The sequence below is a fragment of the Sphingomonas gilva genome (genome assembly GCF_003515075.1).
Lineage (GTDB): Bacteria > Pseudomonadota > Alphaproteobacteria > Sphingomonadales > Sphingomonadaceae > Sphingomonas > Sphingomonas gilva.
Window position 1 is genome coordinate 66,191 of the sequence record NZ_QWLV01000002.1, and the last position, 18,520, is coordinate 84,710.

Annotated in this window: 15 protein-coding genes; 5 read left to right on the forward strand and 10 right to left on the reverse strand. The window is 68.9% G+C overall.

The features are described 5' to 3' along the window. Positions 1 to 103 precede the first annotated feature (103 nt). Both D1610_RS04945 and D1610_RS04950 read left to right on the forward strand, forming a co-directional pair. Positions 104 to 1,873 (forward strand): ABC transporter transmembrane domain-containing protein, encoded by a 1,770-nt coding sequence (locus D1610_RS04945; RefSeq protein ID WP_118863061.1) that lies wholly within the window; start codon positions 104 to 106, stop codon positions 1,871 to 1,873. 112 nt (positions 1,874 to 1,985) lie between these two features. Then, complete coding sequence (locus D1610_RS04950) at positions 1,986 to 3,140, forward strand: saccharopine dehydrogenase family protein (RefSeq protein ID WP_118863062.1); 1,155 nt, start codon at positions 1,986 to 1,988, stop codon at positions 3,138 to 3,140. Positions 3,141 to 3,502: 362 nt separating this feature from the next. Here D1610_RS04950 and D1610_RS04955 read toward each other — a convergent pair whose 3' ends face one another. Both D1610_RS04955 and D1610_RS16980 read right to left on the reverse strand, forming a co-directional pair. Next, a complete protein-coding gene (locus D1610_RS04955) occupies positions 3,503 to 3,832 on the reverse strand; it encodes a hypothetical protein (protein WP_118863063.1) in 330 nt (109 codons plus the stop codon). Beyond that, entirely contained in the window at positions 3,833 to 6,250 is a 2,418-nt protein-coding gene (locus D1610_RS16980) for a ribonuclease R family protein (protein WP_182466704.1), read from the reverse strand. A 150-nt stretch (positions 6,251 to 6,400) separates the two neighbouring features. On the opposite strand from D1610_RS16980, the gene glpD reads away from it, so the two are divergent. Both glpD and trhO read left to right on the forward strand, forming a co-directional pair. Next, a complete protein-coding gene (gene glpD, locus D1610_RS04970; protein ID WP_118863064.1) occupies positions 6,401 to 7,849 on the forward strand; it encodes a glycerol-3-phosphate dehydrogenase in 1,449 nt (482 codons plus the stop codon). Next, on the forward strand, positions 7,846 to 8,760 hold the full coding sequence (gene trhO, locus D1610_RS04975) for an oxygen-dependent tRNA uridine(34) hydroxylase TrhO (protein ID WP_118863698.1): 915 nt from the start codon (positions 7,846 to 7,848) through the stop codon (positions 8,758 to 8,760). The genes glpD and trhO overlap by 4 nt, the downstream gene beginning before the upstream one ends. A gap of 120 nt (positions 8,761 to 8,880) precedes the next feature. Here trhO and D1610_RS04980 read toward each other — a convergent pair whose 3' ends face one another. The 5 genes from D1610_RS04980 to cas5c form a co-directional block, all read right to left on the reverse strand. Continuing rightward, a complete protein-coding gene (locus D1610_RS04980; protein ID WP_118863699.1) occupies positions 8,881 to 10,203 on the reverse strand; it encodes a M28 family metallopeptidase in 1,323 nt (440 codons plus the stop codon). 40 nt (positions 10,204 to 10,243) lie between these two features. Beyond that, entirely contained in the window at positions 10,244 to 10,711 is a 468-nt protein-coding gene (locus tag D1610_RS04985) for a DUF6644 family protein (RefSeq protein ID WP_118863065.1), read from the reverse strand. 4 nt (positions 10,712 to 10,715) lie between these two features. After that, positions 10,716 to 11,060: a DUF6152 family protein gene (locus D1610_RS04990; protein ID WP_118863066.1), complete on the reverse strand. Its 345-nt coding sequence runs from the start codon at positions 11,058 to 11,060 to the stop codon at positions 10,716 to 10,718. Between the two features lie 187 nt (positions 11,061 to 11,247). Beyond that, positions 11,248 to 12,783: an aminoacyl--tRNA ligase-related protein gene (locus tag D1610_RS04995; RefSeq protein WP_118863067.1), complete on the reverse strand. Its 1,536-nt coding sequence runs from the start codon at positions 12,781 to 12,783 to the stop codon at positions 11,248 to 11,250. Between the two features lie 49 nt (positions 12,784 to 12,832). Next, positions 12,833 to 13,441, reverse strand: a complete 609-nt coding sequence (gene cas5c / locus D1610_RS05000; RefSeq protein ID WP_118863068.1) for a type I-C CRISPR-associated protein Cas5c — start codon at positions 13,439 to 13,441, stop codon at positions 12,833 to 12,835. Between the two features lie 363 nt (positions 13,442 to 13,804). Here cas5c and D1610_RS05005 point away from each other — a divergent pair, with 363 nt between their 5' ends. Next, complete coding sequence (locus D1610_RS05005) at positions 13,805 to 14,704, forward strand: DMT family transporter (protein ID WP_281268947.1); 900 nt, start codon at positions 13,805 to 13,807, stop codon at positions 14,702 to 14,704. 140 nt (positions 14,705 to 14,844) lie between these two features. On the opposite strand, the gene D1610_RS05010 is transcribed toward D1610_RS05005, so the two are convergent. From D1610_RS05010 to gcvPA, 3 genes are read right to left on the reverse strand one after another with little or no spacing between them, the layout of a single operon-like run. Beyond that, the gene (locus tag D1610_RS05010; RefSeq protein ID WP_118863069.1) at positions 14,845 to 15,438 is read right to left on the reverse strand and encodes a DUF938 domain-containing protein; all 594 of its coding nucleotides are present in this window, start codon (positions 15,436 to 15,438) and stop codon (positions 14,845 to 14,847) included. Then, a complete protein-coding gene (gene gcvPB / locus D1610_RS05015; RefSeq protein WP_245941991.1) occupies positions 15,435 to 17,117 on the reverse strand; it encodes an aminomethyl-transferring glycine dehydrogenase subunit GcvPB in 1,683 nt (560 codons plus the stop codon). Before gcvPB ends, D1610_RS05010 begins: the two co-directional genes overlap by 4 nt. Continuing rightward, positions 17,114 to 18,472 (reverse strand): aminomethyl-transferring glycine dehydrogenase subunit GcvPA, encoded by a 1,359-nt coding sequence (gcvPA, locus tag D1610_RS05020; protein ID WP_118863070.1) that lies wholly within the window; start codon positions 18,470 to 18,472, stop codon positions 17,114 to 17,116. Before gcvPA ends, gcvPB begins: the two co-directional genes overlap by 4 nt. Between the last annotated feature and the right edge of the window lie 48 nt (positions 18,473 to 18,520).

Genomic DNA, 18,520 nt, shown 5'->3' on the forward strand with positions numbered 1-18,520 from the left:
CCGGTTTCACATACTCTAGTCTCGAATCGTCAGCTTGTGCAACGCACCATCGATGCCATCGGTCGCATTGAGGGATGGTGAAGACCCTGCTAGGCGCGCGTTCATGGCAGAATCCGCCGCCCCGCCGTCACGCAAGCTCGGCAATCTTCGCATGGTCTGGCGCTTCGCCATCCGCTATCCGGGGCGCATCGCCGCGGCCGGGCTGGCGCTGCTGGTCGCCGCCGCGGCGACGCTGGCCATCCCCAACGGCGTCAGGCTGGTGATCGATCGCGGTTTTGCCGGCGAAGACGGCGATATCAGCCGCTGGTTCCACTATCTGCTGCTGATCGTCGTCGTGCTGGCGATCGCGACCGCGCTGCGCTTCTACTTCGTCTCCTGGCTGGGCGAGCGGGTGGTGGCGGATGTCCGCGCCGCGGTGCAGGCCAATCTGCTGCGCCTCAGCCCCTCCTATTTCGAGGAGAATCGGCCCGGTGAGATCGCCAGCCGGCTGACCGCCGACACATCGGTGATCGAGCAGGTGGTAGGCTCGACCATGTCGATCGCGCTGCGCAACGTCGTCATGGGCGTGGGCGGCGTGATCTACTTGTTCGCGCTCGCGCCCGGTCTCGCTGCGCGGCTGCTGATCGGCATTCCGCTGGTCATCGTGCCGATCGTCGTGATCGGCCGCAAGCTGCGCGACATGGGCCGGCAGAGCCAGGATCGCATCGCCGATGTCGGCGCGATGGTGGACGAGGTGCTGGGTGCGATGAAGGTCGTCCAGGCGTTCGGCCAGGAGGGACGCGAGACGCGCCGCTTCGCCGATGCGGTCGGCAGCGCCTTCGTCACCGCGCGGCGGCGGATCCGGCTGCGGGCGATGATGACTGGGGTGGTCATCACGCTGATCTTCAGCGCGATCACCTTCGTCATGTGGGAAGGCGCGCTGCAGGTGTCGCAGGGCGACCTGTCGGGCGGCACGATCGGCGCGTTCCTGTTGACGGGGGCGCTGGTCGCAGGTGCGTTCGGCGCGCTAACCGAGGTCTATTCGGACCTGCTGCGCGGTGCGGGCGCTGCCGGGCGGCTGGCCGAACTGCTCGCCGAGCAGCCCGGCATCGCCGCGCCGGCCAATCCGGTTCCCCTCTCCCAGCCGCCGCTCGGCCGCGTCAGCTTCGATCATGTCGCCTTCCGCTACCCGACGCGGCCCGAGGTCTCCGCGCTGGTCGATTTCAGCCTGGAGGTCGCGCCGGGCGAGACCGTCGCGGTGGTCGGCCCATCGGGCGCGGGCAAGTCGACCTTGTTCCAGCTCGTCCAGCGCTTCTACGATCCGCAGGCAGGCGTGGTCAGCGTCGATGGCGTGCCGCTGCGCGACGCCGATCCCGCCGAGGTGCGCGCGCGCATCGCGATGGTCCCTCAGGAGACGGTGATCTTCGCCGCGTCAGCACGCGACAATCTGCGCTACGGCGAATGGGACGCGAGCGATGATCGGCTGTGGGACGCCGCGGAGGCGGCCAACGCCGCCGAGTTCCTGAGGAAGCTGCCCCAAGGGCTCGACACCTTCATGGGCGAAGGCGGCGCGCGGCTGTCGGGGGGGCAGCGGCAGCGACTTGCGATTGCCCGTGCGCTTTTGCGCGACGCGCCGATCCTGCTGCTCGACGAGGCGACCAGCGCATTGGACGCCGAGAGCGAGCGGCTGGTGCAGGCGGCGCTCGAGCGGCTGATGGAGGGCCGCACCACGATCGTTATCGCCCACCGGCTGGCGACGGTGCGCGCCGCCGGACGCATCATCGTGATGGACGAGGGCCGCATCGTCGAACAGGGCGACCACGCCAGCCTGAGCGCCGCGGGAGGGCTCTACGCCCGGCTGGCGCAACTGCAGTTCGGCGCGGAGGCGGCGTAGGTCTCACATCCGTCATGCCGGACTTGTTCCGGCATCCATCGTGCCCCAAGCTACGCTCTCGCAAATGGCGAGATGGACCCCGGAACGAGTCCGGGGTGACGGAGGATGACCAGTGAGCGATTTCGACATCATCGTCTACGGCGCGACCGGCTTCACCGGGCGCCTCGTCGCCGAGTATCTCGCGCGATCGGGCGCGACCAACTGGGCGATGGGCGGGCGCTCCCTCTCCAAATTGCAGGAGGTGCGCGCGTCTGTCGGCGCGCCGGCCGGGACTCCGCTGATCACCGCCAACGCCGACGATCCCGCCAGCCTCAGGGCGATGGTCGAGCGGGCAAAGGTCGTCATCTCCACGGTCGGCCCCTACCAGCTCTACGGCAGCGATCTCGTCGCCGCCTGCGCCGCGTCGGGCACGGCCTATGTCGATCTGTGCGGCGAGCCCGCCTGGATGCGCGAGATGATCGACGCGCATGAGGGCGCGGCCACCGCATCGGGCGCGCGCATCGTCTTTTCCTGCGGCTTCGATTCGATCCCCTTCGATCTCGGCGTGTGGAAGCTCCAGCAGGTCGCGCGCGAGCGCCACGGCAAGCCCGCCGCGCGGGTCAAGGGCCGGGTGATGGCGATGCAGGGCGGCTTTTCCGGCGGCACCGCGGCGAGCCTCAAGGCGACGATGGCCGCCGCCGCGCGCAACCCTTCGCTGGTCAAGCTGCTGACCGACCCGTTCGCGCTCACCCCCGGCTTCGACGGCCCCGCCCAGCCGATGGGGATGCTGCCGCATGTCGACGAAAGCGTCGGCAAATGGGTCGCGCCGTTCATCATGGCGCCGATCAACACCAAGAACGTCCACCGCACCAACTTCCTGCTCGGCCACGCCTATGGCGAGGACTTCCGCTATGACGAGATGATGGTCACGGGCCTGGGCGAAGTCGGCCGCGCGGCGGCCGAGGCGCTGCAGAAGTTCAACCCGCTGGCGAGCGACAAGGGCCCCAGGCCCGGCGAAGGCCCGTCGAAGGAGGAGCGCGAGAGCGGCTTCTACGAGGTCCAGTTCATCGGCGAGGTCGAAGGCGGCGACGAGGTGCGCGTCACCGTCAAGGGCGACCGCGATCCCGGCTACGGATCGACCAGCAAGATGATCGCCGAAAGCGCGCGCTGCCTGATCGAGGATGTCGAAGGGAACGGCGGCATCTGGACGCCGGGCGGGATCATGGCCGAACCGCTGGTCGGGCGGCTGGAGGCGAAGGCGGGGCTGAGCTTCGCGGTGCATCCCTAGCCCCCGTCACCCCCGATCCTTCGACAGGCTCGGGACAGGCTTGTTCCGGGGGTCGAGCGTGCCGCAAGAATAGCCTCTGCGGCGCTTGCGGAGACATGGACCCCGGAACAAGTCCGGGGTGACGGTATCTTTGTGGATCAGGGTTGACGAAGATCTTTATGGATCAGGTCTCCTGTCGCCCCTGCGCAGGCAGGGGCCCATCTCCCCTTCCCGCCGGCGCCGAGGCCCTTGGCTTGTTCGGATGGGCCCCTGCCTTCGCAGGGGCGACGGGGACTGTCGGTCCTGATTTCACCCCAGGGCTGATGTTGGTCCTGGTCCGCCCCAAGGATAATGTCGGTCCTGGTTCCGCCCCAGGGCTGATGTCAGTCCTTGCTTGCCGCCGCCCTCGCACGCCGCCTGAGCCAGACGAAGGCGCCGACCGCGACGGCGCTGGCGAGGCCGACGGCGATGCCGGTGTTGCGGCGGTTCCTGCCCTCGACCTGATCGAACATCGCGCGATCGAACCAGTAGAGGCCGGGCCCGGTCTCCTCGATCACGCCGAGATGAACGAGGCGGGCGAACTGGCGCTCATCGATGCCGCTTGCCGGCTCATAGGCGGTGGCGCGCGATGGACGCGTCGCGTTGGCGTCGGTGAAGTGGCGGATGACGCGGCGGCGCGCACGGGCGACGGTGGCTTCGGCTTCTTTGGGCATTCAGCGCTTCTTCCCATCGTGGCGGATATTGGCGGGGCGGCCGCGGCGCTTGATCGGGCGCTTGCGGTCCTTGCGGTCCCTGGGCGGCGGCAGCGCGCCGCCGCGTCCCTCGGGCAGCTCGAAGCGGAGCGCGCCGGAGACGATATTGGCCTCGGCCAAGCGCAGCTCCAGCCGCTGGCCGATGGTGAAGGCGACGCCGCTCTCCTCCCCGGTCAGGCTATGCGTCGCCTCGTCGAAGCGGAAATATTCGCGGCCGAGGTCGCGCACCGGCACCAGCCCGTCGCCGCCGACGCCCTCGACCGTCGCGAAGAAGCCGAAATTCTGCACGCCGGTGATCCGCGCCTCGACCACCTCGCCGACGCGTTCGGAGAGATAGGCGGCGACATAGCGGTCGATCGTGTCGCGCTCGGCCTCCATCGCGCGGCGTTCGAGGGTGGAGATCATCTCGCCGACGCGCTCCATGTTCGCCGCATCCTCGGCGGAGAGCGCGCCCTCGCCCAGCCCGTACGCGCCGACAAGCGCGCGGTGGACGATCAGATCGGCATAGCGGCGGATCGGCGAGGTGAAATGCGCATAGCTGCCCAGCGCCAGCCCGAAATGGCCGTGATTCTGCGGCCCGTAATAGGCCTGGGTCTGGGTGCGCAGCACCTGCTCCATCACCTGCGGCTTGTGGTCCGCCTCGCCCACCCGCTCGATCACGCGGTTGAAGGTCGCCGGGCGGATCACCTGGCCCAGCGCCAGCTCCAGATCGAAGGTCTTGAGGTAATCCTTCAGCGCGACCAGCTTCTCGCGGCTCGGCGGCTCGTGGACGCGGTACATGACCGGCGCCTTCTTCGCCTCCAGCGCCTTCGCCGCGGCGACGTTGGCGGCGATCATGTAATCCTCGATCAGCTTGTGCGCATCGAGCCGCTCCCTGGGCGCGACCGAGAGGATGCGGCCCTTCTCGTCCAGCACGATGCGCCGTTCGGGCAGGTCGAGGTCGAGCGGCTCGCGCTTCTCGCGCGCCTTGTAGAGCGCACGCCAGCAGCCCCAGAGGGGGAGGAGGGCTTGCAATATCTCGTCGCCCCCGCGCAGGCGGGGGCCGCGGGCAGCAGGCGATTCGATATCGGCCTGCGGCCCCCGCCTGTGCGGGGGCGACGATTCATCGATCATCGCCTGCGCGTCCTCATAGGCGATGTTCGCCGCCACGCGGATCACCGCGCGGGTGAAGCGCCAGTTCCTGATCTGGCCGTCCTTGCCGATCGTCATATGGCAGGCGAGCGCGGCGCGGTCCTCGCCTTCCTTGAGCGAGCAGATGTCCGCGGACAGCTCCTCGGGCAGCATCGGGACGACGCGGTCGGGGAAATAGACGCTGTTGCCGCGCTTGCGCGCTTCCTTGTCGAGCGCCGAGCCGGGGCGGACGTAGAAGGAGACGTCGGCGATGGCGACGATCGCCTTCCACCCGCCCTTGTTCGCGGGGTCGTCGTCGGGCGCTGCCCACACCGCATCGTCGTGATCGCGCGCGTCGGCGGGGTCGATCGCGACGATGGGGAGGTGGCGGAGGTCTTCGCGCCCATCCTCCCCGGCACGGGGAGGGGGACCAGCCGAAGGCTGGTGGAGGGGGTTGGCCTCAGGCGGCACCTCTTGCGGCACGCCCCCTCCACCACCCGCTTTGCGGGCGGTCCCCCTCCCCCCGCTTCGCGTGGGGAGGATTTTGAGCTTCGCCACCCGCTCGGCTTCCGCCAGAACATCCTCTCCGAACACATTGGGAATGCCCAATTTGTGGATCGCGATCAGCGAGAAGCTGCGCGGCGCCATCGGATCGCCGAGAATTTGCGTGACGCGCGCGGAGATTCGCGGCGGGCGGCCGGTCTTCTCCGCAAGCACCAGGTCGCCCGCCCCCGCGCCGCCCGCGTCAGAGACCGGCAGATCGCGGCGGTCCTTCTTCTCGATCCCCTGCAGCCACATCCGGCCGGCTTCCTCATGCAGCACGCCGAGCATCAGCTCCTCGCCGCGCGCGAGCCGCTTCATCGGATGGGCGATCCAGCCCTTTCCGGCCTCCTCCGTGCGGGCGAGGATGCGGTCGCCGACACCGAGCGCAGATTTCTTCCCCTTCTCGCGCACGCGCAGCCGCGGCTGGGGGACGCCTTCGGCCTCCCAGCGCTCGGGCGCGGCCCAGATAGTGCCGCCATCATCGACATCGGTGACGCGCAGCACGGTCACCTTGGGCAGCCCGCCCATCTTGTGGAAGGCGCGGCCGGGAGCGCTGTCGATCAGCCCTTCATCGGCCATGTCCTTCAAGAGCGCCTTCAATGCCACCTTGTCCGCGCCGGAAAGGCCGAAGGCGCGCGCGATCTCGCGCTTGCCGGCGGGCGTGTCCGACGTGCTGATGAAATCGAGGATTTGCTGCCGGGATGGCAAGCCGGGGGTTCGCTTCATGACAAAGAGATAGGGACTGCAGCTTACGCCGTCACCCTTTACCGTCGCCCCTGCGAAGGCAGGGGCCGCTGCGTTTGTGGCAGTGCATTGGGCAAACAATCCAGCGGCCCCTGCCTTCGCAGGGGCGACGGAAGTTGTTAGGGCGCAGGTGTGACCTGTGACCTCCTGATCATCGGCGGCGGCATCAACGGCTGCGCGATCGCGCGCGAGGCGGCGCTGAACCATCTGTCTGTGCTGCTGGTCGAGAAGGGCGACCTCGCCTCCGCCACCTCGTCCAAATCGACCAAGCTGATCCATGGCGGGTTGCGCTATCTGGAATATTACGAGTTCGGCCTGGTGCGCGAAGCGCTGGTCGAGCGCGAGCGGCTGCTGACCGCCGCGCCGCATATCGTCACCCCGCTGACCTTCGTGCTGCCGCAGGAGAATGCGGTGCGCCCCTGGTGGATGGTCCGCGCCGGGCTGTGGCTGTACGACACGCTCGCGGGCCGGAGCAGCCTGCCCCGCGCGCGGGGATTGCGCGCGGGCGACACCGCCTATTCCGAACCCTTGAAGGGCGGCGCATCGGGCTTCGTCTATGCCGATGCCTGGGTGGACGATGCGCGGCTGACGGTGCTCAACGCGATGGACGCGGCGGCGCACGGCGCGGAAATCGCGGTGGGGACCGAACTCGTCTCCGCGCGGCGCGAGGGCGATGTGTGGCGCGCCGCGCTGTCCGACGGGCGCGAGGTGACCGCGCGCGGGATCGTCAACGCGGCGGGGCCGTGGGTGGCGGAGACGGTCGGGCGGCTGGGCGTCGACGCGGCGGCGGGCGTGCGGCTGGTCAAGGGCAGCCATATCGTCGTGCCGCGGCTGTACGAGGGGGAGCACGCCTATATCCTGCAACTCGCCGACCGGCGGATCGTCTTCGCCATTCCCTATCACGGCGATTTCACGCTGATCGGCACCACCGACGTGCCGGTCGAGACGCCGGGGGACGCGCGGATTAGCGACGCGGAGATCGCCTATCTGTGCGATGCCGTGAACGGCCATTTCGTGCGCCAGATCGCGCCGCGCGACGTGGTGTCGAGCTATTCGGGCGTGCGGCCGCTCTACGACGACGGCGAGGCCGAGGCGAAGGCGGTGACGCGCGATTATGTGCTCGAACTCGACGAGGCCGGGCCGCCGCTGCTCTCCGTATTCGGCGGCAAGATCACCACCGCGCGCCACCTGGCGCAGGAGGCGGTGGAGAAGATCGCCGCGCCGCTCGGCGCCGAGTTCCAGCCGCACACCCGCGCGCGCGTGCTGCCCGGCGGGATGATCCCGGATCTGGCGCATTTCATCGATCAGGCGCGCGAGAAATGGCCGTTCCTGGGCGATCGCACCGATCGGATGGCGCGCGCCTATGGATCGCTGCTGGTGGAGATGCTTGAGGGCGTCACGGACGAGGCGGGCATGGGCAAGCGCTTCGGCGGCGGGCTGACCGCGCTTGAGCTCAGCTGGATGCGCGACCGCGAATGGGCGCGGTGCGCGGAGGATGCGCTGTGGCGGCGGTCGAAGCTGGGGCTGGTGCTGAGCGAGGCCGAGGCGGCCGAAATCGAGGCGTGGTGGACGAAGCCGTGATCCGCGTCGCCGCGCTCTACCGCTTCGCGCGGTTCGACGATCCGGCCGGCCTGCGCGGGCCGCTGCTCGACCTGTGCGAGGCGCGAGGCGTGAAAGGCACGCTGCTGCTGGCGCGCGAGGGGATCAACGGCACGATCGCCGGCGCGGCGGAGGCGATCGAGGCGGTGGTGGCGCATATACGGGGCCTTCCGGGCTGCGCCGATCTCGAGGTCAAATATTCGTCGGCGGCGGCGATGCCCTTCCACCGCATGAAGGTGCGGCTGAAACGCGAGATCGTGACGATGGGCGAGCCCGGCATCGATCCGCTGACCGGCGCGGGCCATTATGTGAAGCCGGCCGACTGGAACGCGCTGATCGGCGATCCGCGCACCATCCTGATCGACACGCGCAACGATTACGAGGTGGCGGTGGGGAGCTTCGCCGGCGCGGTCGATCCGCGGACGAAGAGCTTCCGCGACTTTCCCGCCTGGTTCCGCGCGCACCGCGCCGAGCTGGAGGGCCGGCCGGTGGCGATGTTCTGCACCGGCGGGATACGCTGCGAAAAGGCGACCGCCTTCGCCAAGGCCGCGGGGATCGAGGAGGTCTATCACCTCGAAGGCGGCATCCTCAAATATCTGGAGGAGGTGCCGGCGGAGGAGAGCCGCTGGCGGGGCGAGTGCTTCGTGTTCGACGAGCGGGTGGCGGTGGGCCACGGCCTCGCCCCAGGCAGCCACAGCCTGTGCCGCGCCTGCCGGATGCCGGTGAGCCCCGAGGACCGCGCCTCGCCGCTCTACGAGGAGGGCGTCGCCTGCCCCGCCTGCCACGGCGCGCGCGACGAGGCGCAGCGCGCGGGCTATGCCGAGCGGCACCGGCAGGTGAAGCTCGCCGAGGCGCGCGGCCAGGCGCATGTGGGGGTGGTGGTGAAGGGTTGAATCTCTACCACAACCGTCATGCCGGGCTTGTTCCGGCATCCATCGCGCCCCAAGCGCGCCCTTGCAGGGTGGAGAGATGGACCCCGGAACAAGTCCGGGGTGACGGCTTGGTAAGGAAGTTCAGGGGTTGATGGGTGCAAACGCCCCGCCCGGCACGGCTGATGCCACCGGGCTCTCCACCCCCTCCCCCGACACCGACGACACGCCGAACACCCAGTCGTCCACGCGCACGCCCGTCAGGACATGGCCGGTCGCGGTTCCGGGCAGTTCGACCGCGTGCCGCCACTGATTGGCGTCGGTCTCCCGCCAGCGGACGATGTATTTCGCGGCGCCCGGCACCGCCGTCCAGGCGAGCGTTGTGTCGGGTTTGACCGCGCCTTCTACCGTGGACGCGGGTGGCATCGGCGCGCGGGCGAGATGGTCGAGCGCGGCGACGTTGAGCCGGGTCACCCTGGCGAGATAGGCGAAGTCCATCTCGTCGATGGTGTCGCCATATTTGCGGCCGTTTTCGGTGCGGAGGTCCTGATGCTGGTGGTCGTAATCCTCGATCCCGACCGATAGGCGGATCGCGGGAATGCCCGCCGCGAGCATCGGCAAATGGTCGCCGCCGCGTCCGAAGCGGTCGGTGCGCCAGATCTGGCGGACGTCGAGACCCACCTTGGCGCGGTCCGCAAGTACGTCGACGAAGCGCGACAGATTGCGCGAGGGGCTGTCATTCTCGCCGCCGCGCCGCCGCTGGTTCGCGGTGATCTCCGGCGTCGCATCGGCGCGCGGGCCTTCGGAGAAGACGCGCACCGTGGCGTCGTCCACCTTGCCGTCGCTGCCGCGCGATCCGCCGATGATGTCGTTGTTGAGCACCGCCTTGACCGTCCAGCCCTGCGCCTTGACCCATTCGGCGAGCAGCGCGCCGCCGTACAGTCCCTGCTCCTCGCCCGAGAGCACGGCATAGACGATGGTGGAGGGGTAGCGCTGCTTAGACAGCACCCGCGCCGCCTCGATCACCGCGGCAGTGCCCGATGCGTTGTCGTTGGCACCGGGCGCGTCGCTCTCCGCGTCCATCGCGCCGGACGCGCGCGAATCGATATGGCCCTGGATGATGACGACCTCGCCCGGCCGCTCGGTCCCGCGCTGGATGGCGACGACATCGACCAGCCGGACGGGTGCGGGAATACGGTCTCCGCTGACCATCTTTTCGGGGAGCGCGATCTGAAGGCAGCCGCGGCAATCCTTCGATATCCTGCGGAAACGCGCCTCCGCCCAGCGCCGCGCGGCGCCGATGCCGCGTCTGGCGTCGGTCTGGCTGGACAGCGTGTGGCGCGTGCCGAAGCCGACCAGGCGTTCGACGCCGGCGCGCAATTCGCGCTCCGACACCGCCTCCACCGGATCGCCCGACGCGGCGGCGGTGAGGAGCGGCATGGCGGCGAGCGTGAAGAGGGCTTTCATGCGCCGGTTGTCGCGCACGCCGCCCTCACCCGCAAGCCGCTCAGCTATAGGCGATCAGCCGCCCCTGGAGGCCGATAGCGAGCCACAGCAGCACCGATGCCGCCGCCATGATCCGCGCGGGCGTGGGCGCGACGTCGCCCCAGTCGCCCATCCCGCGCCGCCAGATCCAGCGGAAGGCGACGGCGTTGGCGAGCGCGAGGGCGATCAGCACAAGCTTTCGCTGGAAGGTGTCGGATCGCGCCAGCGCGACGCCGTCGGCGGCGAACAGGAGCAATCCGCTGGCGGCGAGGATGACGAGGCCGACGATCGCGACGGGCGTCAGCGCGCGCGACAGCGCGGCCATCGGCAGCCCGCGCCACGCGCCGGCGATCCGCAGATCGACCATGCCGATCGCGCCGACCAACATCACCAGCCCGAGCAGGTGGATGCTATTGATCCAGGGATAGTTCGCGCCGCCGGCGAAGGCGCGCAGCCCCGCCGCGTCGAGCCAGATGGCAATCGCCTCCACGCGATCAGCGCAGCTCGACGGTCTTTCCGGCGGCGGTGACGCGCTCGATCCGCATCTCAGGCGTCCCGTCGCGGCGGGCATAGCCGGTCATGCTGATCCGCTGGCCGGGCGCGATCATCGCCTCGGTCAGCCCGCGCGCGTCCATCCGCGACGTGGGGGCGAGGATCACGTCCCAGCTCTTGCCCTGCCAGCGCATGGTGGCGCTGCCGTGCGGATTGGCCCAGCTGACGCTGGTCAGCGTGCCGGTGAGGGTGATCGGCTTCGATTCGTCGTACGAGCTCCACCCGTGATGCGCGATCGCCGGGGCGGCGACGGCGAGCGCGGCTGCGAAGAGGGTGATGCGGCGCATGATGTGTCTCCCAAAGGGTGGGAGAATTACGCATGAATGGCAGCGGAGTTCAAATCCTTCCCAGATTGTCTGGGGAGGGGGACCAGCCGAAGGCTGGTGGAGGGGAAATGCGGAGCACTCGCGGCGAGCCCCCTCCACCACCAGCCGTCGGCTGGCGGTCCCCCTCCCCCGCTTCGCGAGGGAGGATTTAGTAGGACCGCCCGATCAGGATGCGTTCCACCGCGGGTTCGCCGGTGAGCGGGCAGGCGCCTTCGACCGGGCCGCCGTCTAGCGGGGCGTTGCGCATCGTAAGCTTCAAATCCTTCAGCCGCTCGACCACCGCGTCGAGCGCCGCGCCGGTGGGGCGCGACCAGGCGATCTCGACCCAGCCGGGGGCCTTGTTCCCCTCGGCGAACGCCGCTTCGATTCCCGTGAAATCGGTGACGCCGCGGGTGATGTTCGCCTCCAGCCGAGCCTTGGCCTCGGCGAACAGCCCGTGCTGGATCTCGACCAGCATCTCCGCCGCATCGGCGACGAAATCCGCCTGCGCGACGATCGCGCTGTCGAGCTTGCCATCCTCACGGTACAGCCGGTCGCGGCGGACCACCGAGACGTTGCCACCGGCGACGTCGCGCCCGCCGACCTCGACGATGATCGGCGCGCCCTTCTTGACCCAGCCCCAGCGCTTGGGCGCTGCCTTGACCGCGCGCTTGTCGAACAGCACGCGGACGGGCTCGCCGAACGCGTGCAGGCCGCGCAGCACGCCGGCGAGCTTGTCGCAATAATCGACGATCGCGGCGTCCTCGGGCGCGTCGCGCAGCATCGGCACGATGACGATCTGGTGCGGCGCGATGCGCGGCGGCACGCGCAGGCCGTCATCGTCGCCATGCACCATGATGACGCCGCCGATCATGCGAGTGGAGACGCCCCAGCTGGTCGTCTGCGCAAGTTCCAACTGGCCTTCGGCGTTCTGGAAGCGGATGCCCTGCGCCTCCGAGAAATTGGTGCCGAGGAAATGGCTGGTGCCGGCCTGCAGCGCCTTGCCGTCCTGCATCATCGCCTCGATCGAATAGGTCGCGACCGCACCGGGGAAACGCTCATGCTCGGGTTTCTCGCCCGCCACGACGGGAAGGCCCAGATCCTCCTCGGCGAAGCTGCGATAGACTTCGAGCATCCTGAGCGTGTGCTCGCGCGCCTCGGTCTCGCTCGCGTGCGCGGTATGGCCCTCCTGCCAGAGGAACTCGCTGGTGCGCAGGAACATGCGCGTGCGCATCTCCCAGCGGACGACGTTCGCCCACTGGTTGATGAGGACGGGGAGATCGCGCCACGACTGGACCCAGCGCGCGAAGGCGGCGCCGATCACGGTCTCCGATGTGGGGCGCACGACCAGCGGCTCCTCGAGCTTGGCGGAGGGATCGGGCATCAGCCCGCCCTTGCCGTCGGCGATCAGCCGGTGGTGGGTGACGACCGCCATCTCCTTGGCGAAGCCCTCGACATGCTCCGCCTCCTTCTCGAAATAGGAAAGCGGGATGAACAACGGGAAATAGCAATTCTCATGCCCCGCCGCCTTGATCCGATCGTCGAGCAGGCGCTGCATCCGTTCCCAGATGCCGTAGCCCCAGGGTCGGATCACCATGCAGCCGCGCACCCCCGATTCCTCGGCCATGTCGGCCTCGGCGATGACGGTCTGATACCATTGGGCGAAATCGTCCTCGCGGGTGACGGAGAGTGCGCGCTTGATCATGGCGGGCGCTTAACGCCGTTCGCCGACCGCGTCATCGGTCAAATAGCGGTCAAGCGCGAATGTCGGGGCTATGGGCAGGGGGCACGTCGAGGACGCCGTTCTTGATTTCTGCTCGGAAGAAGCGCGGGGTCCCCCCCTCCACCGGCGCGACATCGTAGATCATCCAGCCCAGATCCAGCTCGTCCGGTATGCCGACGGAAATCGGCAGACCCTCATCTCGCTCCAGAAGCCGGATGGTGGAGGAAAAGCCGGGCATGCCCAGAAATGGGGGGATGTAGCCGCCGCGCTTGCACCTCCGCTGAAACATGGCGGAATGCGCCGCCGTCGTCTCGTCATCGCGCGCGAGCGCCGTCAGTTCGAACCGCGCTTCGATAAGATACGCGACATCTACGAGAATTCGGCCATCGACATTCATGTGATCCAGCCCGCCCAGTTCCTTCGCCTCCCGGCGGGACACGGCCGCCACGTCGGTCATCCGGATGGGCATCAGCGGGCGAATCCGTTGGACGATCCAGTTGATCGAGGGTTTCAGATGTATCGCCTCGAGAACGCCTTTGGCTGCAACGGGGGTCATCACGTCATAGCTAATTCGTGCGAAGCGAAATTCCGGCCTCGGGAAGCACGCTTTCGGGCCGGAAATGAGCAGACGGAAGGCCATATCAAGAACTTCTTATGTTCTTTCTTTGTTCATAAGAAGGAACGACATGTCCGCTATGGATCAAACTCTATATCCATAATGGACGTGCCTCTAATTTCAGATGCCGCTCAAGACGGCTAAGCCGAACGAATTCTCGCGTAAGCGAGCGTTTCGAAAGGCATGAAATGATCAACGTCAAATGCCCGGACAATTTGCCGTCCGGTACCGTGATCGAGCTCACGTTCACCGTTGTCACCTCGCATCCCGGGCGCCGGTCTGCCGCGCCATCTCGCCGTCATTCCGCACGAAAGCGCAGTTCCTGCATGCGATAAATTGCGCGACTGTCGTCTGGCCGAACCTGGATCCCGCGACTATCAGCGCCGGGTGCCAAGCCCGGATAGTCGCCCCCTCGCCGGAATAGCGCTGCGCCTGGTGGCGGTGCTGGCGCTGGCGGTGATGTTTGCCGCCGCCAAGCTGGCCGAGGCGAAGGGCGCCAATCTGGGGGAGATCGTGTTCTGGCGGCAGGCGATCGCGGCGCCGCTGGTGCTCGGCTGGGTGCTGGCGACGGGGGGCGTCGGCACGCTGAGGACCGCGCGGCCGGTGGCGCATGTCAGGCGGATGGCGATCGGCCTGACCGGCATGATCTTCAACTTCTGGGCGGTGCTGCTGCTGCCGCTGGCCGAGGCGACGACGTTCGGCTTCACCGTGCCGATCTTCGCGACGATCCTGTCCGCCGTTGTGCTCAAGGAAACGACCGGCGCGCATCGCTGGGGCGCGGTGATCGCTGGCTTCATTGGCGTGGTGATCGTGCTGCAGCCGGGCGGAAATCACGTCCCGCTGGCGGGCGCGGCGGTGGCGCTGACCGGCGCGATCCTGACCGCGACGGTGACGATCCTGATCCGCGACCTGGGCCGGACCGAGCGCGCGCCGACCATCGTCTTCTGGTTCACCGTCACCTCGCTGGTGCCGCTGGGCATCGCCTTCCCCTTCTTCGCGCAGGGGCATGACGCGGCGACCTGGGGGCTGCTGATCGCGATGGGGGTGGCGGGGGGCATCGGCCAGCTCGCGCTGACCGGCGCGCTGAGGCTCGCGCCCGTCGCGGTGGTGCTGCCGATGGACTATACCAGCCTGATCTGGGCGGCGGCGTTCGGCTGGCTGCTGTTCGGGGCGCTGCCGGCGCCGCTGACCTGGCTGGGCGCGCCGATCATCGTCGCGAGCGGCCTCTACATCGTCTGGCGCGAGCACCGCCTGCGCCGCGCCGAGACGCCGGTGGCGGTGGATTAGGGGTGTGTTCTGTCTAGGACTCGTCGCCCCTGCGGAGGCAGGGGCCTCTGGGTTTGTGGCACATCCGCCGTCGCATATGCCGATTGAGGCCCCTGCCTTCGCAGGGGCGACGTGGGAGACCCCGCCCGCACGGGACGGACCTAGCGGCGATAGATGAGGCTGAGGTTGTTGGCCGGCATCTCCACCGCGCGATCGAAGCGCAGGCCGTGAACGGCGGCGAGCGCGGACACCGCTTCCAGATCGCGCAGGCCCCAAGAGGGATCGCGCGCCTTGAGCGAGGCGTCGAACGTCTCGTTGGAGGGCGCGGTCAGCACTTCGGCGCGGCGGAACGGGCCGTAGAGGACCAGCGGCGCGCACGGCTGCAGGATGCGCCCTGCGCCGGCCATCAGCCCCTCGCACGCCGCCCATGGCGCGATGTGGATCATGTTGATGCAGACCAGCGCGTCGGCCGCGGCGACCGGCCAATCGGCCGATGCCGCGTCGAGCGCGAGCGGCGCGCGGACATTGGCGATCCCTGCCGTCCAGGCGGCGGTCGATTCGCGCGCCGCCGCATCGGGGTCGCTCGGCTGCCAGACGATGCCGGGCAGCGCCGGCGCGAAATGGGCGGCGTGCTCGCCCGATCCGCTGGCGATCTCCAGCACCACGCCCGACGCCGGCAGCGCGTCGCGCAGCACCGCCAGGATCGGATCGCGGTTGCGCGAGGTCGCCGGCGCGTGGCGGCGCGGGTCGCTCACTCCGCCGCCTTCGCCGCCTCGGGCTCCTTCCACACGAGCACCGGCTTCCTCGCCGCCAGCGTCTCGTCGAGGCGGCGGCGGGGGGCGAAGTGGGGGGCGGACTTGAGCGAGGAGTCGCCCGCCTTGGCGCGTTCCGCCACCGACCTGAGCGCGCCGATGAACTGGTCGAGCGCCGCCTTGCTCTCGGTCTCGGTCGGCTCGACCAGCATCGCGCCGTGGACGACGAGCGGGAAATACATCGTCATCGGATGATAGCCCTCGTCGATCAGCGCCTTGGCGATGTCGATGGTGGAGAAGCCTTCGGGCAGGCCATTGTCGCTGAACAGCGCCTCATGCATGCACGGGCCCGAATGCGCGAACGGCGCGTCGAGCGTCTTGTCGAGGCTCCTCAGCACATAGTTGGCGTTGAGCACCGCGTCCTCCGCCACCTGGCGCAGCCCGTCCGCGCCGTGGCTCAGGATGTAGGCGAGCGCGCGGGTGAACATGCCCATCTGGCCGTGGAAGGCGGACATGCGGCCGAAGCTGTGCGGATGCCGGTCTCCGACGGTCTCTTCCTCCACCAGCGTGATATGGCGATCGGCATGGCGCTCGGTGAAGGGCAGCGGGCCATAGGGCGCCAGCGCCTCAGACAGCACCACCGGGCCGGAGCCGGGCCCGCCGCCGCCGTGCGGCGTGCTGAACGTCTTGTGCAGGTTGATGTGCATCGCATCGATGCCGAGATCGCCGGGGCGGACGCGGCCGACGATGGCGTTGAAGTTCGCCCCGTCGCAATAGACATAGCCGCCCGCCGCGTGCACCGCGTCGGAGATCGCCTTCATGTCGCGCTCGAACAGGCCGCAGGTGTTGGGATTGGTGATCATCACGCCCGCAACGTCGGGGCCCAGCCGCGCCTTCAGCGCCTCCAGGTCGACGCGGCCGTCGGGCGTCGCGGGGATATCCTCCACCTTGTAGCCGGCGAAGGCGGCGGTGGCGGGGTTGGTGCCGTGGGCGCTTTCGGGGACGAGGATCACCGAACGGGGATCGCCCCGCGCCTCCAACGCCGCCCGGATGCACAGGATGCCGCACAATTCCCCGTGGGCGCCGGCCTTCGGCGTCATCGCCACGCCGTACATGCCGGTCAGCTCGATCAGCCAGACCGCCAGCTCGTTGATGACGCCGAGCGCGCCCTGGACGGTGTCGACCGGCTGGAGCGGATGGATGTCGGCGAACCCAGGCAGCCGCGCCATCCGCTCGTTAAGGCGCGGATTGTGCTTCATCGTGCACGATCCGAGCGGGAACAGGCCGAGGTCGATGGCGTAGTTCTGCCGGCTGAGCCGGGTGTAGTGGCGCACCGCTTCGGGCTCGGAGAGGCCCGGGAGGCCGATGGGCGCGGTGCGGGAAAGGTCGCCGAGGCGATCCTCCCCGGCACGGGGAGGGGGACCGTCCGAAGGACGGTGGAGGGGGCTGGCCGCAAGCGAGTCGCTTGTGGTTGCCCCCCCTCCACCACCGGCTTCGCCGGCGGTCCCCCTCCCCGTACCGGGGAGGATCGGATCGAAATCGACGCCCGTCGTCTCAGTGCTGCCGATCTCGAAGATCAGCGGCTCCTCCAGCATCAGCGCGCGGTTGCCTGTGAAGGTGGCGGTGTCGCTCGCGCCCACCTGGCTCATTTCGGGCTTCCACCCGCTCCGGTTGATGCTCATGCCAGCACCTCCTCGAGCGTGGAGGCGAAGGTCTCGACGTCCTCCGGCGTGGTGGTTTCGGTGACGGCGACGACAAGACCGCCCGCGAGGTCCGCCTCGTCCGGATAGAGCCGGCCGAGCGAAACGCCGGCGAGGATGCCGCGATCGGCCAGCGTCCGCACCACCGGGCGCGCCTCGTGCGGCAGCTTCAGCGTGAATTCGTTGAAGAAGCCGGTGTTGACCAGCTCGACGCCGGGCACCTTCGCCAGCCGCTCCGCCGCCGCGACCGCGCCGGCATGGTTGAGCGCGGCGAGATCGCGCAGGCCGCGCTCGCCGAGCAAGGTCATGTGGATCGAGAAGGCCAGCGCGCAAAGCCCTGAATTGGTGCAGATGTTCGACGTCGCCTTTTCGCGGCGGATATGCTGTTCGCGCGTGGACAGCGTCAGCACGAAGCCGCGCTTCCCTTCCGCGTCGACCGTCTCCCCGCACAGCCGGCCGGGCATCTGGCGGACATACTTTTCCTTCGCCCCGAACAGGCCGACATAGGGCCCGCCGAACTGGAGGCCGACGCCGATCGACTGGCCTTCGCCGACGACGATGTCCGCGCCCATCTCACCGGGCGATCTGAGCGCGCCCAAGGCGACGGGTTCGGTGACGACCGCGATCAGCAGCGCCTTGTTGGCGGCGCAGCGCGCGGCAAGCTCGGACAGGTCGCCGATCCGGCCGAGGATGTCGGGGAACTGGACGACGACGCAGCTGGTGTCGCCGTCGATCAGATCGAGCAGCCGGGCGTGATCGGGCTCGGGGTCCAGCGTCGGCGCGGCGGTCTCCAGCACGTCGCCGGTGAACTTCGCCATCGTCTTCGCGACCGAGACGTAGTGCGGGTGCAGGCCCGAGGAGAGGATCGCCTTCGCCCGCTTGGTGATCCGCCGCGCCATGCCGATCGCCTCCCAGCAGGCGGTCGAGCCGTCATACATGGATGCGTTCGCCACATCGGTGCCGAGCAGGCGCGCGACCTGCGTCTGGAACTCGAACAGCATCTGCAGCGTGCCCTGCGCGATCTCGGGCTGATAGGGCGTGTAGGCGGTGAGGAACTCGCCGCGCTGGATCAGGTGGTCGACCGAGGCGGGCACATGGTGGCGATAGGCGCCGCAGCCGAGGAAGAAGGGCGCGCTGCCGGCCGCGAGGTTCTTCGCCGCCAGCTTGGTCAGATGGCGTTCGACCGCCATTTCGCTGGCGTGCAGCGGCAGGCCGTGGATCGGCCCGTCGAGCCGGGCGGCTTCGGGGACGTCGACGAACAGATCGTCGATCGACGACGCGCCGATGACGGCGAGCATCGCCTGGCGATCGGGATCGGTAAGGGGCAGGTAGCGCATTCGATGTCCTCTCCCCTCCCTGCAAGGGAGGGAGTGAATGACCGCAAT